Below are 16,086 nucleotides of genomic sequence, written 5' to 3'. Positions count from 1 at the left end.
TTCATCTCAGAGCTCAGAAGTTGAACTTGTCGACATTGTCCTTGGTGAAGACAGCCGGCGGCCCGAGAAGCAAAATGCCCTTGGCGGCATCATAGGTGACGGGCTTTTCCAGGCCGGCGACCTTGTTTTCCGCCTCGAAGCTCTTGCCGTCGATCAGCTGTTTGCCGGCCCAAACCGTGAGATAGCCGAGTTGCTCGGGATCCCAGAGCACGGTGAAGCCGAAGGCTCCGCTCTTCAGGTAGGACCGTGCCGTGTTCGGGCTGCAATAGCCGGCACCGATGACCGAGCCGATCTTGCCTGCGGTTTCGATGGCCTGGGCTACGCCCGGGCATGTCGAGGAGGCGACGGCGATGATGGCCTTGATGTCCGGGTTGGCCGCCATCAGATCGCCTGATATTTGCGCGGCGCGTTCGGCGGTGCCGCCGGCGAATTGCGGCGCGAGCAGCTTCAGCTTCGGATATTTGGCGGTGGCTTGCTTCTGCATGAAGCCGATCCAGGCGTTGAGATTGGACGCCGTTGCCTCGCCGGAGATGATGCCGATGGTTGCGTCCTCGCCGACGCGCTTGACGAGTTCGTCGACAATGGTTGTGCCGAGGCCTTCGTCGGTCGCCTGCGCCACATAGACGGCGCGGCCGCTGTCGGGCGCGTCGCTGTCACTGGTGAACAGCTTGATGCCTTTCGCCTTGGCGCTCTCGACCACGGGTGCGATGCTGGAGGCATCGAGGACGCTGACCGAGATCGCCTCGACGCCCTGATCGATCAGGTTCTGGACGATCTGCAACTGGTCGACCGGATTGGTGTCGACGGGACCGGAATAGATGAAATCGACGCCCAGGTCCTTGGCGGCGCGATTACCGCCGGCTTCCATGGCGTTGAAGTAAGGGATGCCGATCAATTGCGGAACGAAGGCGACCTTGTGTTTGTCCGCGGCATGCGCCGCGGTTGCAATGGCGAGTGACAGTGCGGAAGCGGCGAGCACTTTCTTGAGCTGTGAAAGCATTGTGTTTGAACCTCTCTGGAAATGACGTGCGTTTCAGTTTGTTTTTTCAAGCGCCCGCACGTCGGGATGAGCGCCTGTTATGAGCGAAACGACTTCCTCGTGATCGGTATCGGCGGCCAGCCGTTCGGCCACCTTGCGGCCGCGCCGGAACACCACGATGCGGTCGGCGACCTCGAAGACCTCGGAAATGTTGTGGCTGATGAGCACAACGGCACAGCCGCGCGCGGCAAGCCGCCGTGTCAGTGCCAGGACCTTGCGCGTTTCGGCAACGGCAAGGGCCGCGGTCGGCTCATCCATGATGACCAGCCTGGCATTCAGATTGAGCGCCCGGCAGATTGCGACGGCCTGACGTTGGCCGCCCGACAGGCTGCCTACGGGCGCTTCTGGATCGGAAATATGAGCATCGAGCTCCTTCAGCAGGCCGTCGACGCGCTGGCGCATTTCTTTGCGCTTCAGGAACGGAATGCCCAAAATGGAGCGTTTCAATTCACGGCCGAGAAAGACGTTTTCTGCGATCGACAGGTTCTCCGAAAGCGCCAGTTCCTGAAAGATCGTCGCGATCCCCGATGCCGCGGCATCCTTGGGCGAGTGAAAGGCGACCGGATTGCCCTCGATCACAAGCTCCCCACCACTGGGCGGATGAGCGCCTGCCAGGATCTTGATGAAGGTCGATTTGCCGGCGCCATTATCGCCGAGAAGCGCCAGCACCTCGCCGGAGCGGATCTCCAGATCGACATTTGCCAGCGCGGTCAGAGCGCCGAAGCGCTTGGCGATGTTTCTGGCGACAAGAAAGGGCTCTGTCATGACGGGTTCCCCGACGATTGCGGATCGGCTAGGCGTTGCTGACCCAGCGCAGCACGTTGGTCCAAAGCCTCGCGTAGCCAGGCCATTCGACAAAACTGTTCGGCAGCCAGTGAGGACCGATGTCCGACGTCCAGACCAGCGTACGCCCTTCGCCATGGCGCCCGGTGACCAGCAGGGGATGACCGCCCTGGTCCTGCGGCAGCCGCGCCAGGACCTCGACATCGTCGCGATCACGGGCGATGACCTCGTTGGCACCGAGCAGCAGCGGCCATTCGCCCTCGATGCCGGCAAAAAGCGGGTGGTCTCTGGAACCAGTGATCTCAGGACGAAAGCCCTCCGGAATTTCGAGCCGGTCATCATTGGGAAGGCAGGTCACCGGCAGCGCCTCCTCGACCGCCGTGCGATGCCAGCGCGCCTTGCCGTCAATGCCCTGGAAGCTGAAATAGCCGCCGATCATGATCAGGCCGCCGCCGGCCAGCGTCCAGTCGCGCAGGAGCTTGAGCCGGTTGGGAACCGTTTTGCCGTGCAGCCAGACATCGGGGTGGAGCAGGAGCGAATTCGCGCCAATGTCGGACAGGATGATCGCCCTGTATTGCGACAGCCCTTCCATGGTGAAAGGCAGCTTCTCGACGGCCTCGTGGGCGGGCATGTAGTCGAGATCGAATTCGCTGCCCTTCAAAGCGTCCACCAGGGGTGTTGCGCCCAGGTGAAAGGTGACGCTGCCGAACTGGTCGAACCCCTTGTAGTGGGTCGCCGAACTCACCCAGCTTTCGCCGACAAGAAGGACTTTTGTTTTTGCCATGATCATACTCTCCTGATTTCGTCGGTTGATGCGGTTTTCCGCGCCAGGTCGAACGTCGATAAGCCATTGTTTTAACTGGCTATCACGGCATTGTTCGCCAGGGCCGCAGCCTTCAGCGTGGCAAAGTCTGCGATGTAACCCTGCGCGCCTTCGACCGTTGTCGTCAGGCTCGCCCCGATTGCCGCATAGCGCGCGGCGTCGCCCAGCGACGCGCCATGCAGCCAAAGGGCAAGGAAGATGCCGGCAAAGCTGTCGCCGGCGCCCGTCGCGTCGACGCGATTGACCGGCAGCGCCGGCACCTCGATCTGCGGACCGCCATTCGCCGGAAAAACGACGGCGCCGAACTCGCCGAGGGTGAGCACGACCGTTCCCCGTTGTTTGATGCGTGACAGCATCAGCCGCACCTCTTCGATCGTCGTCGCCATGCGGCTGCGAAAGTCGAAGATCTCCCGTATCATCACATCGTTGATGAAGGTCAGATCGATCTGTTTGACCATCTGCGAGAAGGTTTCCGGCGTGCGGACGCTTTTGGGAAGACCGGCCGAATGCAGGCTCACCTTCCAGCCCGCCTGATGAAAGCGCGCGATGGACGCGGTCATCGTCTCGTAGTGAAAGCCTTCGATATGAAGGCAGGCCGAACGTTGCTCGGGCTGGATATCCAGATTGGCTGTCAGGTCGACCTCGCCAAGCTCGAACGGTTCGCTGATGATCGTCCGGCTGCCGTTGCGCTCGATGATCACGATCGCCTGGGAGAGGCGGTTGTTGGGCGTGTTGCGGATCGGCAAGGCGTGGACCCCCAATTTCGAAAGCGCGCCGAGCGCCCAATCGCTCTCTGGATCCTGGCCGACCGCTGTCGCCAGCTCAACGTCCAGCGCGTAGGGAGCTCCGATGCCGGCGGCGGCAACCGCGAGATTGGCCGCGGGGCCACCCAACGCCTTGTCGATGTGGCTGGCGGTGATCCGGTCGTCGCGATGCGGCAGCACGTCGACGCGGCACAGGAAGTCGACACTCACCCTACCGGCGACCAGAAGTCTTGGCAGATGGTCGAGATTCTTTGGCCTGCGTGGTGCGCGGCCCGGCAGTGAGCGCGCAAAGGAGCTCGGCCGATACATCAGCGCGGCAACCGCCTTCTCGATGCGGTCGCGCGTGCCTTCCCTCAGGCTGGCCGTTCCATTGATGAAGTTCGACACCGTGCCGATGGAGACACCGGCGGTTCGTGCGACATCCGCTATGGTCGGGCGCTTGCGTTGCAATGGCGGAGTTCCAATTGAAGCGTTTCAAAACGGTAGCAGCGAAAATGCGATGCCTCAACGGAATTATCTTCTAAAAATCAAAGAGAGAATTCTTATAGATTGGAAGATTAATCCAGAAATAGAGCGGATACTGGGCTCCTCTTTCCAAGATTGAACAATTTTCAAATTTTTTCGCAAAAGATTGTGCAAGCGAATTTCCTGCACTTCTTTCGATCGCCCGGGCTTGATCGGACGGTCGTGGCATGCCCCCGGCCCGTCAGATCAGCAACAGGCCCTTCATGCTGGCGTATCCCTTGCGCCCGATGATGATGTGGTCGTGCACCGCGATGCCCAGCCGCTTGCCCGCCTCGATGATCTCCTTCGTCATTTCGATATCGGCTCGTGAGGGTGTGGGGTCGCCTGACGGGTGATTGTGGACCAGGATGATGGCGGTGGCCGAGAGTTCGAGGGCGCGCCTGACCACCTCGCGCGGGTAGACGGGCGTATGGTCGACGGTGCCTGTCTGCTGAACCTCGTCGGCGATCAGCGCGTTCTTCTTGTCGAGGAACAGGATGCGGAACTGCTCGCGCGCCTCGAAGGCCATGACCGACCGGCAATAGGCAAGAAGCTGTGTCCAGGACGAGAGGACTTCGCGACTCTGCACCTCTCCGCGCGCCATGCGCTGCGCGGTTGCCGCGACGATCTTGAGATCGAGCGCCACCGCAGGGCCAATGCCCTTGACTTCCTGCAGGAGGCCAACCGGCGCCCCGAGCACTTCGGCCAGCGTGCCGAAGCGTGCCAGCAGCGCCTTGGCCGCCGGTTTGGTGTCGGCACGAGGGATCAGGCGAAAGAGCAGAAGTTCCAGAAGTTCGTAATCGGGCAGGGCATCCGGACCCGCCAGGGCAAAGCGCTCGCGCAAGCGGTCGCGATGGCCGAGGTAATGCGGCTTTTCGTCGAGCGTCGCCTTGGCTTTCGCCGCAGGCCGCATCGGCGCTTCGGAGAAGAAACTCCGCTCGTCGTCGTCGCTTGTGTTCCCCATACACCGCCTACATTGCTCCAGCGCAGACATTAGAGCTGTTCTGGCCTGGATTGAAACAGTTCTGTTCCCCGATCGCGAGACGATCCACGGCAGATCGTGGCAGCTCCCGCTGTCAGTCTATGGCTTCCCTATACGGCAAGATGAAACCACGATTGCGCAACAAAACTTAACATCACTTAACGCATGCGGCCACTTTCACCTGACATGTTGGCGCCATCGGAGGCTCGTGGCCTCGCTATACTGGAGCGCGCATGTTCGCCAAAATTGACTCTGGACTATTTGCCGGCCGGGCATCTCTCGCGGCCATGGCAATCCTGTTTTCAACGCATTCGGAGGGCGCGCTGGCGGCAGACGCCATTGCGGTGAATTCCGATGATTTTACCCTGCCGCCCGAGCCTTCCCGTTTCGCGCGCTTCGAACAGAAACTGTCCGACTGGCATGTCGTGCTCGGCGGCGGCGCCATCATCGTCCCCAAATACGAGGGCAGCGATGAGTTCAAGATCATGCCGGTGCCTTTCGTCACGGCGACATTCCTCGACACGGTGACGATCGACCCGACAGGTGCCAACATCGCCGTCTATGAACAAGGACCGTTCGCATTCAGCGCTCGGCTTGGCTATGAGATGGGCCGCAAGGAAGACGACTCCGACCATCTGCGCGGCTTGGGGGACGTCGACATGGGCGCGACGGTCGGCGTGAAGGCGGCGGCGAAGTTCGGTCCGGCCGAAATATTCGCGCAACTGGACAAGACCATCGGCGGCAGCGATGGCCTGGAGGGCAGGGTAGGGATCGAGGTGACCCGGCCTCTGTCTCAATCGTTGATGATCGGCGCCAGCGCGTCCGCCGTCTTCGCCGACGAAAATTACATGCAGGCCTATTTTGGTGTCACGCCCGAACAATCGGCTCGCTCGGGGCTGGCGCGCTATGATGCCGGCGCCGGTTTGAAGCGCGCCGATTTTTCGATTTCCGCCACATATATGCTCGACGAGAACTGGATGGTGCGCGGCGAAGCGGGGGTCGGTGTTCTCTTGGGTGACGCTGCCGACAGCCCTGTTGTCGTCGAAAAGATCCAGCCTTCAGGGATGCTTCTCGTCGGATATCGGTTCTGACGCCTACCCAGGCACCAAATGCAGGCTAGACAAACTCCGGAATGGCACAGCAACGGCACCAAAGCGATTTGAGCGCCGAATCCAGGTCGGCAAGGCAAGGTTCGCGCATCCTCATTGTCGAAGACGATCTTGAGATCGCACGCATGCTGGGCGAGACGCTCACCGACAACGGCATGATCGTGGAAATTGCCGAGAGCGGCGTCCAGATGAATGCCGCGCTTCGCAACCAGAAATTCGATCTCATCGTGCTCGATGTCATGCTGCCGGGCGAAAACGGTCTCAACATCTGTCGCCGTCTTCGTGCCGGAACCAACATTCCGATCCTGATGCTGACCGCGCTCGGTGAGGAAATCGACCGCATCTTCGGGCTGGAAATCGGCGCCGACGACTATGTGACGAAACCGTTCAGCGCGCGCGAACTGACGGCCAGGATACGGGCGCTGCTGCGCCGTACAGCCTATGCTCCAGACGAGCGGGACTGGTCGAAGGTGCTCCGTTTCAACGGCTGGCGCCTCGATCCCATACGACGGCAATTGCATGACCCCAACAATGCGCGGGTTACGACCACGACGCATGAATTCGACCTGTTGCTTGCGTTTTGTCGCAATGCAGGCCGGGTTCTCTCGCGCGAGGAACTTCTGGGCGTAACCCATGCCGGGCTCGCGGGGCCGATCGAGCGTAGCGTCGATGTCCATATCAGTCGAATCCGCAGGAAGATCGAAAAGGATGCGCGCGATCCGGTGCTTTTGAGGACTGTTCGGTTGGGTGGCTACATCTTCACCGCGACGGTGGAGGAAGCATGAGGGGTTTCATCCGCCGTTTCTTGCCACAGTCCGTGCGTGGGCAGTTTGTGGCAATCATTTTCATCGCGGTGATCGTGATCATGTTCGTCGGTTCGGTCGTCGAGATTTTCATAGAGAACGTCGACCTTCCCGCCGCGGAAGATAACGCAAGGCGTGCGGCCGTTGTTGCTGCCTTGTTGCAAGAAACGCCGGCGGAGGCGCGTGGGGCAATTCTGGCGACAGCAAAGCGGGCCGGCTTTGATTTCGAGATATTGCCCAAGGACCAGATACGCGGCATTCCCCAGTCCTATCTGCAATGGCGAAGTGTCGAATGGCTTTTGCGTATCGACAGGGGGACGGTTGATGGACGCTGGCTAAGGATCGGCGGCCGATACGCATTTGTCATCGATTTGGACCAGCAGGACGTCCTGGCCCATTTCGGCATGCCCGATTCCTGGCTGACATCGGGCCTCGTCCGTGCCTCGTTCTACAGGTTCATGGCTTTCGTCGCCTTGCCCGTGCTGATCTGGCTGTTTGCGGTTTGGGCCGTGACGGATCCATTGAAGCGCATCTCGGCAGCAGTCGGTTCGGCCGAGATCGAGAATGGCGAACAGCTCTTCGTCGAACACGGCTCCATTGAAAGGGTGGGCTTGGCGCGCGCCCTGAACAGGATGAGGACGCGCATCCGCACCATGATCGAAAATCGCACGCGCATGTTGCGCAGCGTCAGTCATGATCTGCGCACGCCGTTGACGCGGCTGCGGCTTCGCGCCGAGCGTATGGATGATGGCCCAATCCGAACCGCAATCCTGTCCGATGTCCAGCACATCGAAATCTTGATCGACGAGACCCTGACCTATCTGCGCAACGATGTTTCGACGGAGAAGCTGCAGCGCGCCGACATTGCCAGCGTTCTGCAAACCGTCTGCGCCGAATTCTCCGATGTCGGATTTCCTGTCTCATATTCCGGGCCGGACCGGCTCCTGGGCTGGTGCAAGCCCAATGCATTGGCGCGTGCCATCGCCAATCTTTGCGACAACGGGGTCAAATTCGCTGGCAATGTCACGGTCGCCTTGACGGCGACCGGCACGGCGGCGCGCATCACGGTAGGGGATGACGGGCCGGGTATTCCGATGACGGCACGTGCTCGTGTTTTCGAACCATTCTTCAAGGAAGATGCGTCGCGCGGCATTGCATCGAAGCATGGCTTCGGTCTGGGCCTCTCGATCGTTGCCGACATCGTCCAGGGGCACGGCGGCAGGATCGAATTGGAGGACAACCAGCCCAGCGGACTGGTCGTTACCATCGACCTGCCGAATGCTGCGGATTTGCAGTCGGCATAGACGGCCTCCTGCCGGGTAGATGCGCCGCTAGGCCGGCAGGCCGGGGCGATCGAGCTTTTTGGGCGACAGCGTGAAAATCTCGCACCCTGTGTCGGTCACGCCGATCGTGTGCTCGTACTGCGCCGACAGCGAGCGGTCGCGCGTCACCGCGGTCCAGCCGTCCGACAGAACCTTCACATGCGGCCTGCCCAGATTGATCATCGGCTCGATGGTGAAGATCATGCCTGGCCGCATCTCGACGCCCTCATTGGCGCTGCCGTAATGCAGGATGTTCGGCGCGTCATGGAACAGCTGGCCGACGCCGTGGCCGCAGAAGTCGCGCACCACCGAGCAGCGCTCGCCTTCGGCAAAGGTCTGGATGGCGGCGCCGATGGCGCCGGTGCGGGCTCCCGGCCTGACCGCCGCAATGCCGCGCATCAGGCATTCATGAGTGACTTCGAGCAGGCGCTCGGCGGCGCGCTTGATCGTGCCGACCGGATACATGCGCGAAGAATCGCCGTGCCAGCCGTCGAGGATGTAGGTGACGTCGATGTTGACGATGTCGCCATCCTTGAGCGGCTTGTTGTCGGGAATGCCATGGCAGACGACATGGTTGATCGAGGTGCAGGACGATTTCGTGTAGCCGCGATAGTTGAGCGTCGCCGGCAGCGCGCCGTGGTCCATGCCGAATTCGAAGACGAAGCGGTCTATTGCTTCGGTGGTGACGCCGGGCTGGACCATCGGCACCAACTCGTCGAGGCAGCGTGCGGTGAGATCGCATGCCTTGCGCATGCCGGCAAAGCCGTCCTCGCCATAGAGGCGGATCTGGCCGGTATTTCTGAGCGGGGCCGTGGCGGCGTCGAGATAGGTGACCATTCTGTCCGTGTAGCGGGTAGGGCTCTGCAGGAGAGCCAGCGTGAAAATTTCCCCAGATTTGGCACTTGAGGGCAAAAGGTTCAAGGAAGAACTGTTTGATGCAGCCGCGCGCTTCCGGATATTTGCCTCGCATCGGCGATGTCTTACCGGTTTTTGCCCGGTTTGCTTCCCTTTCCGGCCGTGGTGCGTTAGGGCGGGTGATGTTTTCGAGATCGCGTCCCTTCGGGGCGGCCAGGCAAACCGGATGGCCTGAAGCGCCGCTGACGGCAGCGTGCTCATGCCTGATGCGCATGGTGCTGCTGGCGATGCTGTGCTTCGGCCTGCCGGCGGCGTCAGCCTTTGCGGGGTCTGCGCCAAGCGGTGCCAGTGTCGGTGTCGAGCGGTCGGGCGAGGTGGCGGCGCTGCTGCGTGTCACCGGCAAGGCGCAAGCGCTGGAAGTTCGTGCCGGCCGTCCGCTCCTGGTCAAGTTCGCCGGCGGCCATCCCGCGCTTCCGGTCCCTGACGCTGTTTTTCTTTGGGCCGAAGGAACATCGCAAAGAGCGATGGTTTCGGGATATGGGGCCGCCTCGGTTCCCGGGGCGCGCACCAACCAGCCGCGCGCACCGCCGACCATCACGGCCTGAGCGGTCCAGAACCGTACCCTTCACCTCATCGTTATTCCTGTTTGCGTCGTGATCGTGCGGCGGCTGTCGGCCGCGCAGCGGTCGCGCGGCGCGTCTTTTTCCGGATCATTTCAATGCAACAACGCATCAAGACATTCAAAACCCTGTCGCGCGCGGCCTCGGCTGCCACGTTCCTCTCCGTCCAGATTGCCGCCATTCGCATGGCCTTCGGCGCGGAGACAGATCTGGCGAACCAGTGAGCACGTGTCGCCCAAGGCATATCATCGGTGCGTGATTGTTTTGGGCGACGTGGCGGTCCAGCGACCCAAGTGACGACACATTTCTGGACCAAAAGCCCGGCAAAGCAACTTTTGACGACGAATGGCGTTGCCTCGGTGACGCCAGTTCGGGAGATAGGAAATGGACAGACTGCAATTCGAGGTGCCGGTGCGCATCGCACCCGCGCCCGGCCTGCCAGTCGAGGAGATTTACGGCGTCGAACAGGCGCTCGACTTTCTCCAGGACTGGCCTGTGCGCCGTCAGGGCCCGATCTATCAGAAGGCGTTCAACGCCTGCTTTGGCGCTACGGTGGACGTGGTCAAGACCGAGGATGCGTGCCGGGCCTTCATGGCGTTTTGCCGGGCGAGCGGACTGATGGCCAGGGATATGATGACGCCGCGCAAGCGCGGCGGTGAGGCGAGGGCGTTCCAGGCGTAAGGCCGTCGCCCGTTTCGCCTGGCTCGATTGGCACGCCAACGAACGCGGTTGAACGCCCATGAGGATCTCGCACGCGCCTGCGCGGGTCTCGTCCGCGATGACTGCACCAGGATGCACCATCGTCGGCGCCGTTAAGCTTCCGTTTCCATCTTCCCGGCTATGCCATTGCTTGTTGGCAGTGGTTGATTCGTTGCATCAGTCTCATGGTTCGGAAGATGTCTCCAGAAAAAGTTCGTGCATTCCCGATCGACCGTCAGGTATTCTTGGTTCGAGAGGTTGCTGCCAAGCTCGGCAATCTGCATGGCGAGACCGCCACCTCCTTCTGGAGGGCCAAAGCGTCGGAGTTGCTCGATCTTGTGGTCGGATCCGGCAGGGACAGAACGGCAGCCAGCGATGAAGTGCGCAGGTTTTTCCTGGCCGTGCAGCGAGAGATGTTGGCTGATACGGTCGCGGAGTCGATGCCAATTCTTTCCGCTTGAAGCAAATCCTGAACCTCCATCCTCCACACATGCATCAGTAATTTGTAAATACGCTTACTCCGGTGTGTTTTTCGGAGACCCGGTCGTTGTTCGCGCGGTCTCGGCTGCGAATCCGGCAATTTCCCGCCGGCCTTGAGGGGCGGCCCACTCTGAGACATCGATGCGCTTGCGCGTTGGTCAGCCAGCGAAACACTTCTTTTTTGAAGCCAATGGACCACTGCTCAAAAATGCAACGAACTTTTTAGCCATTCGTTCATCTATGCGTGCTTTCTAATTTAAACCATGGCCTTGAGTAGCTTCACCCGTGTTCGGCTTGTAATGGACGCCATGCGCCGCAGCACGGGCGCGAATGTCGCTACGATTTTTGCCTTGACCTTGCCGGTCGTTGTCGGCGCTGCGGGCTTCGGCGTCGAGACCTCCTATTGGTACTACAACAGCCTGAGATTGCAGGCGACGGCCGATGCAGCCGCTTATGCCGGTGCGCTCGAACAGATCTCGGGTTCCGACAAGCCGACGATCGTCGCGGCCGCGACCCAGTCCGCGGCGTCGAACGGACTGGGCTCGGGCACGATCGTCGTCAATACGCCCCCAGCGTCCGGACCGAATACGGCAAAAAAAGCGGTCGAGGTGATCGTAGGCCAGAAGCTCGACCGGATGTTCACCCTGATCTTTACACAGGAAAAGGTTCCCGAACAGGCGAGGGCGGTGGCCGTCATTACCGATGCCTCGAGTGCCTGCATGCTCGCGCTCGATCCATCCGCTTCGCAGGCAGTGCTGTTTTCCGGCAGTACCAGCGTTAAGCTCAGCGGCTGCTCGGTCATGTCCAATTCGATCGCCTCGGACGCCATCAAGCTTCAGGGCTCGGCCGGTCTGCAGGCCGATTGCCTGATATCGGCGGGCGGTGTCTCTCTCAGCAATCCCGTCAGGACCGTCTGCGCGGCCCCGATCACCCAGGCACTGCCTGCCGGCGATCCCTTTGTCGACCTGCCGGCCCCGGTGGCCGGGACCACCTGCCAGAACGACAACAAGGCGACGCTCGGTCCAGGCACCTATTGCAGCGGCATGAACCTAAAGGGCAATGTCACGCTTTCGCCCGGCGTCTATGTCGTCCAGGGCAGTTTCAAGATAAACGCCAATGCGGCCATCACTGGCAGCGGGGTGACCATCTTCATGTCGGGCAGCTCGACTGTCAGCATGAATGGCAATGCGTCCGTGAACCTCAGCGCGGCGACTTCGGGCACCTACTCAGGCGTTCTGTTCTACGGCGACAGGACCGGCATGAGTGCATCCAGCACATTCAACGGCACGGCGGACTCGCTTTTGACCGGGGCGATCTATTTCCCCAAGCAGCAAGTGAACTATCTTGGCAACTTCTCGGGCAAGGGCGGCTGCACCAGGGTCGTCGCCAATACGATTCAATGGTCCGGTAATTCAACCATCAATCAGGATTGCTCAAGCCTCGGAGTGCCCAACATTCCAGCGGCGCGGTCCGTGGCACTTTCCGAGTAGCCCCGTGGGGCGCCGATCGATGCCGAACCTTGGCGATGATTCGGGCGTTGCGGCGGTCGAGTTCGCGATGGTGCTGCCCATTCTGTGCCTGGTGCTGCTTGGTATTCTGGACGGCTGGTCCTACGTAACGAGTTCACTGTCGATGCGCGCCGGTGTGAAGACCGCCGCGAACCTGGTCATGAGCGGATCGACCGATGATGCGGCGACCCAAGCTCTTGCCATTGCGAGCTGGGAAAATCGGCCGGAGGACGGTCAGGTCACGCTAAGCCGCATCCGTATGTGCGGGGCGACGGTGGTCGACGTGTCCACCATGTGCAGTGGGCCGAAGGTGCCGGCGGTCTATGTCCAGATACAGGCATCGGGCACCTGGGTGCCGCCAATTGCCTTCGGCCCATTTGCCACTTCCACTGTAATCGGTCACCAGGAGATGATCCGTGTCCGCTAGGGTAAGCGCGTTCCGGCAGGATCGATCGGGCGGGGCCGGGCTGGAGTTCGCGCTAATCGCCCCCTTCCTCGTCATGCTGCTGTTCGGGATCTTCGCTTTTGGCTGGTCGATGCACTCGGTCTCCAGTGTTCGCTATACGCTGGAGACGTCAGCGCGCTCGCTGCAGCTTAAGAACACGCTGACCCAGGCCGACATTCAATCGATCGCCACGCAGAAATTGCAGGCCTTGGGGTTTAAGGACGTGAACGTCACCATCGCCATCGACCCGGTGAGCGGCGGCTTCCGCATGGCGCATCTGACCGCGGCCTATGCCTTCGTCATCGACTTTCCCTACTTCAGTTCCTTCCCCATCAACTACGCGACAACCGTTACCGTGCCGCTGCTTGGCAGCGGCTAGGCTGTGGCCTGATAGCTTCGCGTGCTGGGGCTCTGCTTACTTGTACGCCTTGAGCGCGATTAGACCACCGAGAATGGTTATCGCCATCAGGATCAGCGCCCACGACACGACGTTATGCGACAGACGCCTCCGGCGGCCGCGCAGGGTCCGGTCCCGCTAGCGTTTGGCCTGATCAGCCCCTGTGTTTTGTCGATCCACATCCTTCCCCACGAGCAGAATGCGACTCATGCCGGCTGGTGTCCAGATCGGCACCGGTTTTGGCGGTCGCGCTGCAAGCCTGGCTCTCAGCCTGCTTTTGATGGCAAGGGGCTAGATAATATATTCATTAGTGCTAATATTGAGATGACGTTACGTCATGTCGGACCATCTATCGGGTGCAATAAAGGGGGTTCCAATGAGAGTGGCTGTATTTTGCGCGGCTGTGGTTTTCGCTGCGACTGGTGTCGCTGATGCCAAGGAAAAGAAGGTGGCGGTCAGTGATGCCGCCGCCTTGTGTTCCACCAACCCGTCAGCCAAGAAGCCCGTTCCAAATCTGGACTGCGGTGTCACCGGAACCGCCAAATCGCAAGATAGCGGCGCAAAGGCAGAGCCGCGCCTCGGATACGACTCCAACCCGTGGATTGTAACAGGCTTTTGACTTCGCATGGCGAATGCCGGTTGAAGCGCTGAAGAGAGTCGTCTTGACCGACGGGCGCCGCCCCCTGGGAGTGGAACGCAAGGGTCGGGCGCCGTTGAGAAGAAGGATGCGCAAATGGCCGCCTATCTGATCGCGGATGTAGACATAAAGGACGCTGCCGTGTTCGAGGAATACCGGCGGGATGTGCCGGCCACCGAGGAGCGTTATGGTGGGAAATATCTAGGTCGTGGCGGTGCGACCAAGGTTTTGGAAGGTGATTGGGAGCCACACCGTTTGGTTATTATCGAATTTCCCGACATGACGTCATTGATGGGCTGGTACAATTCGCCGGAATACGCGCGCCTTATCGAAATCCGTAAGCGTTGCGCCAACACCAGGATAATTGCGCTTGAGGGGATCGCAACACCCACTGTTTGACAGTGGTGACTCGGCTCCGCCTTCATCAGGCAGAATCCGGCTTTTGCCCGAATCCGCACACCGCGAAGTCAGCTGTTTAAAGCCGGGAAACCAGGCAATAAATACGGGCTTACCACCACTGCGGGGCTTTCTCATCATCGCAGTGCCGAGAACCCAACTCGACCGTGCAATTGAAAAGCCCGCCACGGGGGCGACCTGCGGCGGGCTCTTGGAGCGGCTACATCCCTGAGGAATCGACCACTTTGTAGCAGGATTATGACCCGTGTGACCGCGTTAGCCTATGGTGTGATCGCGGAAGACAGGTCTTCGTTGAAGATAACGGCAGAGAGCTTCCCAGTGGCGGGCCATAGGGCAATCCCAGGTGCGGACCTCTGGATTGCCCATTTTTCTTGGAACCGTCGTGCCGCAGCGAAGTTCGGTACCAAAGGGACATTCCGAAATGGAGTTGATCATGAAACAGGTTCTTTTCGCTTCAGCCATTATGGCACTGTCAACTGGCCTCGCATTTGCGCAATCGACCGACACGACCACAGGCGGATCGTCGACCTCGACAACCAAGACCATGCCGAGCACTACGACCGATCAGGGCACGGATTCGACCACCACGAGTGGAACGAACTCGAACTCCGCCAAGGACTGCGCTCCGGGTCAACAAACTGGCAGCGCCAAGCAGGCCGCCCCAGGTCAACAGGACACCGATGCTAACTCGGCTGCTCCTGGTCAGATGAAAAAGACCACGGAAGGCTGCTGACCTGCCTTTGGACTGTCCCAGGTTGATGCATAGCGGTCGATTCTCAGGATGTAGCCGCTTTCGAAAAGCCTGTCGTGCTAGGCCGCCAAGGCGGGTTCGCCTCGCTGAAGGACTTCTGGGAGGTCCAATGAGGATGCGCCTAGACACCCTTTCAGCCGCCATTTATGTTAGACATCTCTAAAGTGCAGATGAGCCGCTCGGCTTTAGAGTGCGCCAAGGGCCTGCATTCGAGCTCTAACTTGTTGTGCTTTTTCATCCGGGGGGACACCAGTATGACAAGCGAACGTCAGCACGAATACGAACTGGGGCATTCGGAAAGAGAACTGAAAAGGCTTGCGACGCAGGCGACATTGGTTGACCCGATGACACGGAATTACCTGCGGCGAGCTGGTCTCCGAGCGGGAATGCATGTCCTTGACGTGGGGAGCGGCGCCGGGGATGTCGCCTTTCTCGCGGCTGATGTTGTCGGACCCACAGGTCTTGTCATCGGCTCTGACAGGTCGGCGGAGGCTCTTGACGCTGCTCGGGCGAGAGCCGCGCAACGTGGTTTGGAGAATGTAATCTTCCACCAATGTGATCCTGCCACCTTCACTTTCGATGTATCGTTCGACGCTATCGTGGGCCGATACGTATTAATGTTCTCGCCCGATCCCGTCGAAATGTTGAGGGGCGTTGCGCGGCATCTTGCTCCCGGCGGCGTGATAGTATTCCACGAAGTCGATTGGACCGGCGCTGCCTCATTTCCCTCCGTCCCGACCTACGACAACTGCTTTCGATGTATCGTTGAGACATTTCGTCGGGTAGGGACCAACCCAAACATGGGCCTGCAACTCCATTCGACCTTCCTCAAAGCCGGGCTGCCGGCCCCTAGCATGGCGGTAAGTGCTCTAGCCGGAGGTGGATCAGACAGTCTGAGCATTCCTCGCCGAGCCGCCGCTTGATGTCACGGGCGGCGCTCGTGCGGGATATCGGCCCTCCAGCATTCAGCCCACGATGACCTGAAAGCCGGCCCATCGCCTCCTGACAGTCAATCTCAGGGTCACTCGCGCTCATGGTGCGTTGATCATGCGTTTCCTTCCACAGTGCTGTCCTCGTCCAATGCATGCGGAACCGGCAGATACGCATTAGCGACAGCCAATCGCCCACTATCGTTCGGATGGTCCGCC

The 16,086-nt window shown here is 60.5% G+C and carries 20 protein-coding genes; 14 read left to right on the top strand and 6 right to left on the bottom strand.

Going from position 1 to position 16,086, the window contains the following annotated elements; genetic code table 11:
* Nucleotides 1–13: 13 nt before the first annotated feature.
* From NKI69_RS04835 to radC, 5 genes are all read right to left on the bottom strand, one after another.
* Entirely contained in the window at nucleotides 14–1,000 is a 987-nt protein-coding gene (locus NKI69_RS04835) for an autoinducer 2 ABC transporter substrate-binding protein (RefSeq protein WP_023810448.1), read from the bottom strand.
* 33 nt (nucleotides 1,001–1,033) lie between these two features.
* Nucleotides 1,034–1,804 carry an ATP-binding cassette domain-containing protein gene (locus NKI69_RS04830; protein WP_023810449.1) on the bottom strand — a complete coding sequence of 257 codons (771 nt, stop codon included), beginning with the start codon at nucleotides 1,802–1,804 and terminating at the stop codon, nucleotides 1,034–1,036.
* Nucleotides 1,805–1,832: 28 nt separating this feature from the next.
* On the bottom strand, nucleotides 1,833–2,606 hold the full coding sequence (locus NKI69_RS04825) for a glutamine amidotransferase (protein ID WP_023810450.1): 774 nt from the start codon (nucleotides 2,604–2,606) through the stop codon (nucleotides 1,833–1,835).
* A gap of 71 nt (nucleotides 2,607–2,677) precedes the next feature.
* Complete coding sequence (locus NKI69_RS04820; protein WP_023810451.1) at nucleotides 2,678–3,859, bottom strand: carbohydrate kinase family protein; 1,182 nt, start codon at nucleotides 3,857–3,859, stop codon at nucleotides 2,678–2,680.
* A gap of 256 nt (nucleotides 3,860–4,115) precedes the next feature.
* Nucleotides 4,116–4,877 (bottom strand): RadC family protein, encoded by a 762-nt coding sequence (radC, locus tag NKI69_RS04815; protein WP_023810452.1) that lies wholly within the window; start codon nucleotides 4,875–4,877, stop codon nucleotides 4,116–4,118.
* A gap of 251 nt (nucleotides 4,878–5,128) precedes the next feature.
* Between radC and NKI69_RS04810 the strand changes: the two genes are divergently transcribed.
* Genes NKI69_RS04810 through NKI69_RS04800 form a run of 3 tightly spaced genes read left to right on the top strand, consistent with a single transcriptional unit; the run spans nucleotide 5,129 to nucleotide 8,111 of the window.
* Nucleotides 5,129–5,986: a MipA/OmpV family protein gene (locus NKI69_RS04810; protein WP_352720278.1), complete on the top strand. Its 858-nt coding sequence runs from the start codon at nucleotides 5,129–5,131 to the stop codon at nucleotides 5,984–5,986.
* A 41-nt stretch (nucleotides 5,987–6,027) separates the two neighbouring features.
* On the top strand, nucleotides 6,028–6,789 hold the full coding sequence (locus NKI69_RS04805; protein ID WP_032900681.1) for a response regulator: 762 nt from the start codon (nucleotides 6,028–6,030) through the stop codon (nucleotides 6,787–6,789).
* Nucleotides 6,786–8,111 (top strand): sensor histidine kinase, encoded by a 1,326-nt coding sequence (locus NKI69_RS04800; RefSeq protein WP_352720275.1) that lies wholly within the window; start codon nucleotides 6,786–6,788, stop codon nucleotides 8,109–8,111. The genes NKI69_RS04805 and NKI69_RS04800 overlap by 4 nt, the downstream gene beginning before the upstream one ends.
* Nucleotides 8,112–8,138: 27 nt before the next feature.
* On the opposite strand, the gene map is transcribed toward NKI69_RS04800, so the two are convergent.
* Entirely contained in the window at nucleotides 8,139–8,966 is an 828-nt protein-coding gene (gene map / locus NKI69_RS04795) for a type I methionyl aminopeptidase (protein ID WP_013532002.1), read from the bottom strand.
* 200 nt (nucleotides 8,967–9,166) lie between these two features.
* On the opposite strand from map, the gene NKI69_RS04790 reads away from it, so the two are divergent.
* The 11 genes from NKI69_RS04790 to NKI69_RS04740 all read left to right on the top strand — a co-directional run bounded on the left by NKI69_RS04790 (nucleotide 9,167) and on the right by NKI69_RS04740 (nucleotide 15,861).
* Nucleotides 9,167–9,589 carry a hypothetical protein gene (locus NKI69_RS04790; RefSeq protein WP_352440218.1) on the top strand — a complete coding sequence of 141 codons (423 nt, stop codon included), beginning with the start codon at nucleotides 9,167–9,169 and terminating at the stop codon, nucleotides 9,587–9,589.
* Between the two features lie 113 nt (nucleotides 9,590–9,702).
* Entirely contained in the window at nucleotides 9,703–9,828 is a 126-nt protein-coding gene (locus tag NKI69_RS04785; protein WP_352440219.1) for a hypothetical protein, read from the top strand.
* Between the two features lie 160 nt (nucleotides 9,829–9,988).
* Nucleotides 9,989–10,285 carry a DUF982 domain-containing protein gene (locus NKI69_RS04780; protein ID WP_352440220.1) on the top strand — a complete coding sequence of 99 codons (297 nt, stop codon included), beginning with the start codon at nucleotides 9,989–9,991 and terminating at the stop codon, nucleotides 10,283–10,285.
* Nucleotides 10,286–10,488: 203 nt separating this feature from the next.
* Entirely contained in the window at nucleotides 10,489–10,764 is a 276-nt protein-coding gene (locus NKI69_RS04775; protein WP_502895166.1) for a DUF6074 family protein, read from the top strand.
* Between the two features lie 327 nt (nucleotides 10,765–11,091).
* A complete protein-coding gene (locus tag NKI69_RS04770; protein WP_081734815.1) occupies nucleotides 11,092–12,273 on the top strand; it encodes a pilus assembly protein TadG-related protein in 1,182 nt (393 codons plus the stop codon).
* Between the two features lie 19 nt (nucleotides 12,274–12,292).
* On the top strand, nucleotides 12,293–12,718 hold the full coding sequence (locus NKI69_RS04765) for a TadE/TadG family type IV pilus assembly protein (protein ID WP_050592670.1): 426 nt from the start codon (nucleotides 12,293–12,295) through the stop codon (nucleotides 12,716–12,718).
* On the top strand, nucleotides 12,708–13,115 hold the full coding sequence (locus NKI69_RS04760; RefSeq protein WP_023810463.1) for a TadE/TadG family type IV pilus assembly protein: 408 nt from the start codon (nucleotides 12,708–12,710) through the stop codon (nucleotides 13,113–13,115). Before NKI69_RS04765 ends, NKI69_RS04760 begins: the two co-directional genes overlap by 11 nt.
* 394 nt (nucleotides 13,116–13,509) lie before the next feature.
* The gene (locus NKI69_RS04755; RefSeq protein ID WP_081734816.1) at nucleotides 13,510–13,752 is read left to right on the top strand and encodes a hypothetical protein; all 243 of its coding nucleotides are present in this window, start codon (nucleotides 13,510–13,512) and stop codon (nucleotides 13,750–13,752) included.
* 114 nt (nucleotides 13,753–13,866) lie between these two features.
* Complete coding sequence (locus tag NKI69_RS04750; protein ID WP_023810464.1) at nucleotides 13,867–14,169, top strand: DUF1330 domain-containing protein; 303 nt, start codon at nucleotides 13,867–13,869, stop codon at nucleotides 14,167–14,169.
* A gap of 451 nt (nucleotides 14,170–14,620) precedes the next feature.
* On the top strand, nucleotides 14,621–14,920 hold the full coding sequence (locus tag NKI69_RS04745) for a hypothetical protein (RefSeq protein WP_127297149.1): 300 nt from the start codon (nucleotides 14,621–14,623) through the stop codon (nucleotides 14,918–14,920).
* A 164-nt stretch (nucleotides 14,921–15,084) separates the two neighbouring features.
* Nucleotides 15,085–15,861 carry a class I SAM-dependent methyltransferase gene (locus NKI69_RS04740; RefSeq protein ID WP_352720271.1) on the top strand — a complete coding sequence of 259 codons (777 nt, stop codon included), beginning with the start codon at nucleotides 15,085–15,087 and terminating at the stop codon, nucleotides 15,859–15,861.
* Nucleotides 15,862–16,086: the final 225 nt, after the last annotated feature.

This window comes from Mesorhizobium sp. M0491 (genome assembly GCF_040321265.1).
In the GTDB taxonomy this organism is placed as follows: domain Bacteria; phylum Pseudomonadota; class Alphaproteobacteria; order Rhizobiales; family Rhizobiaceae; genus Mesorhizobium.
The sequence above is the reverse complement of the archived record's forward strand: the minus strand, read 5'-3'. Positions and strand labels throughout refer to the sequence as shown.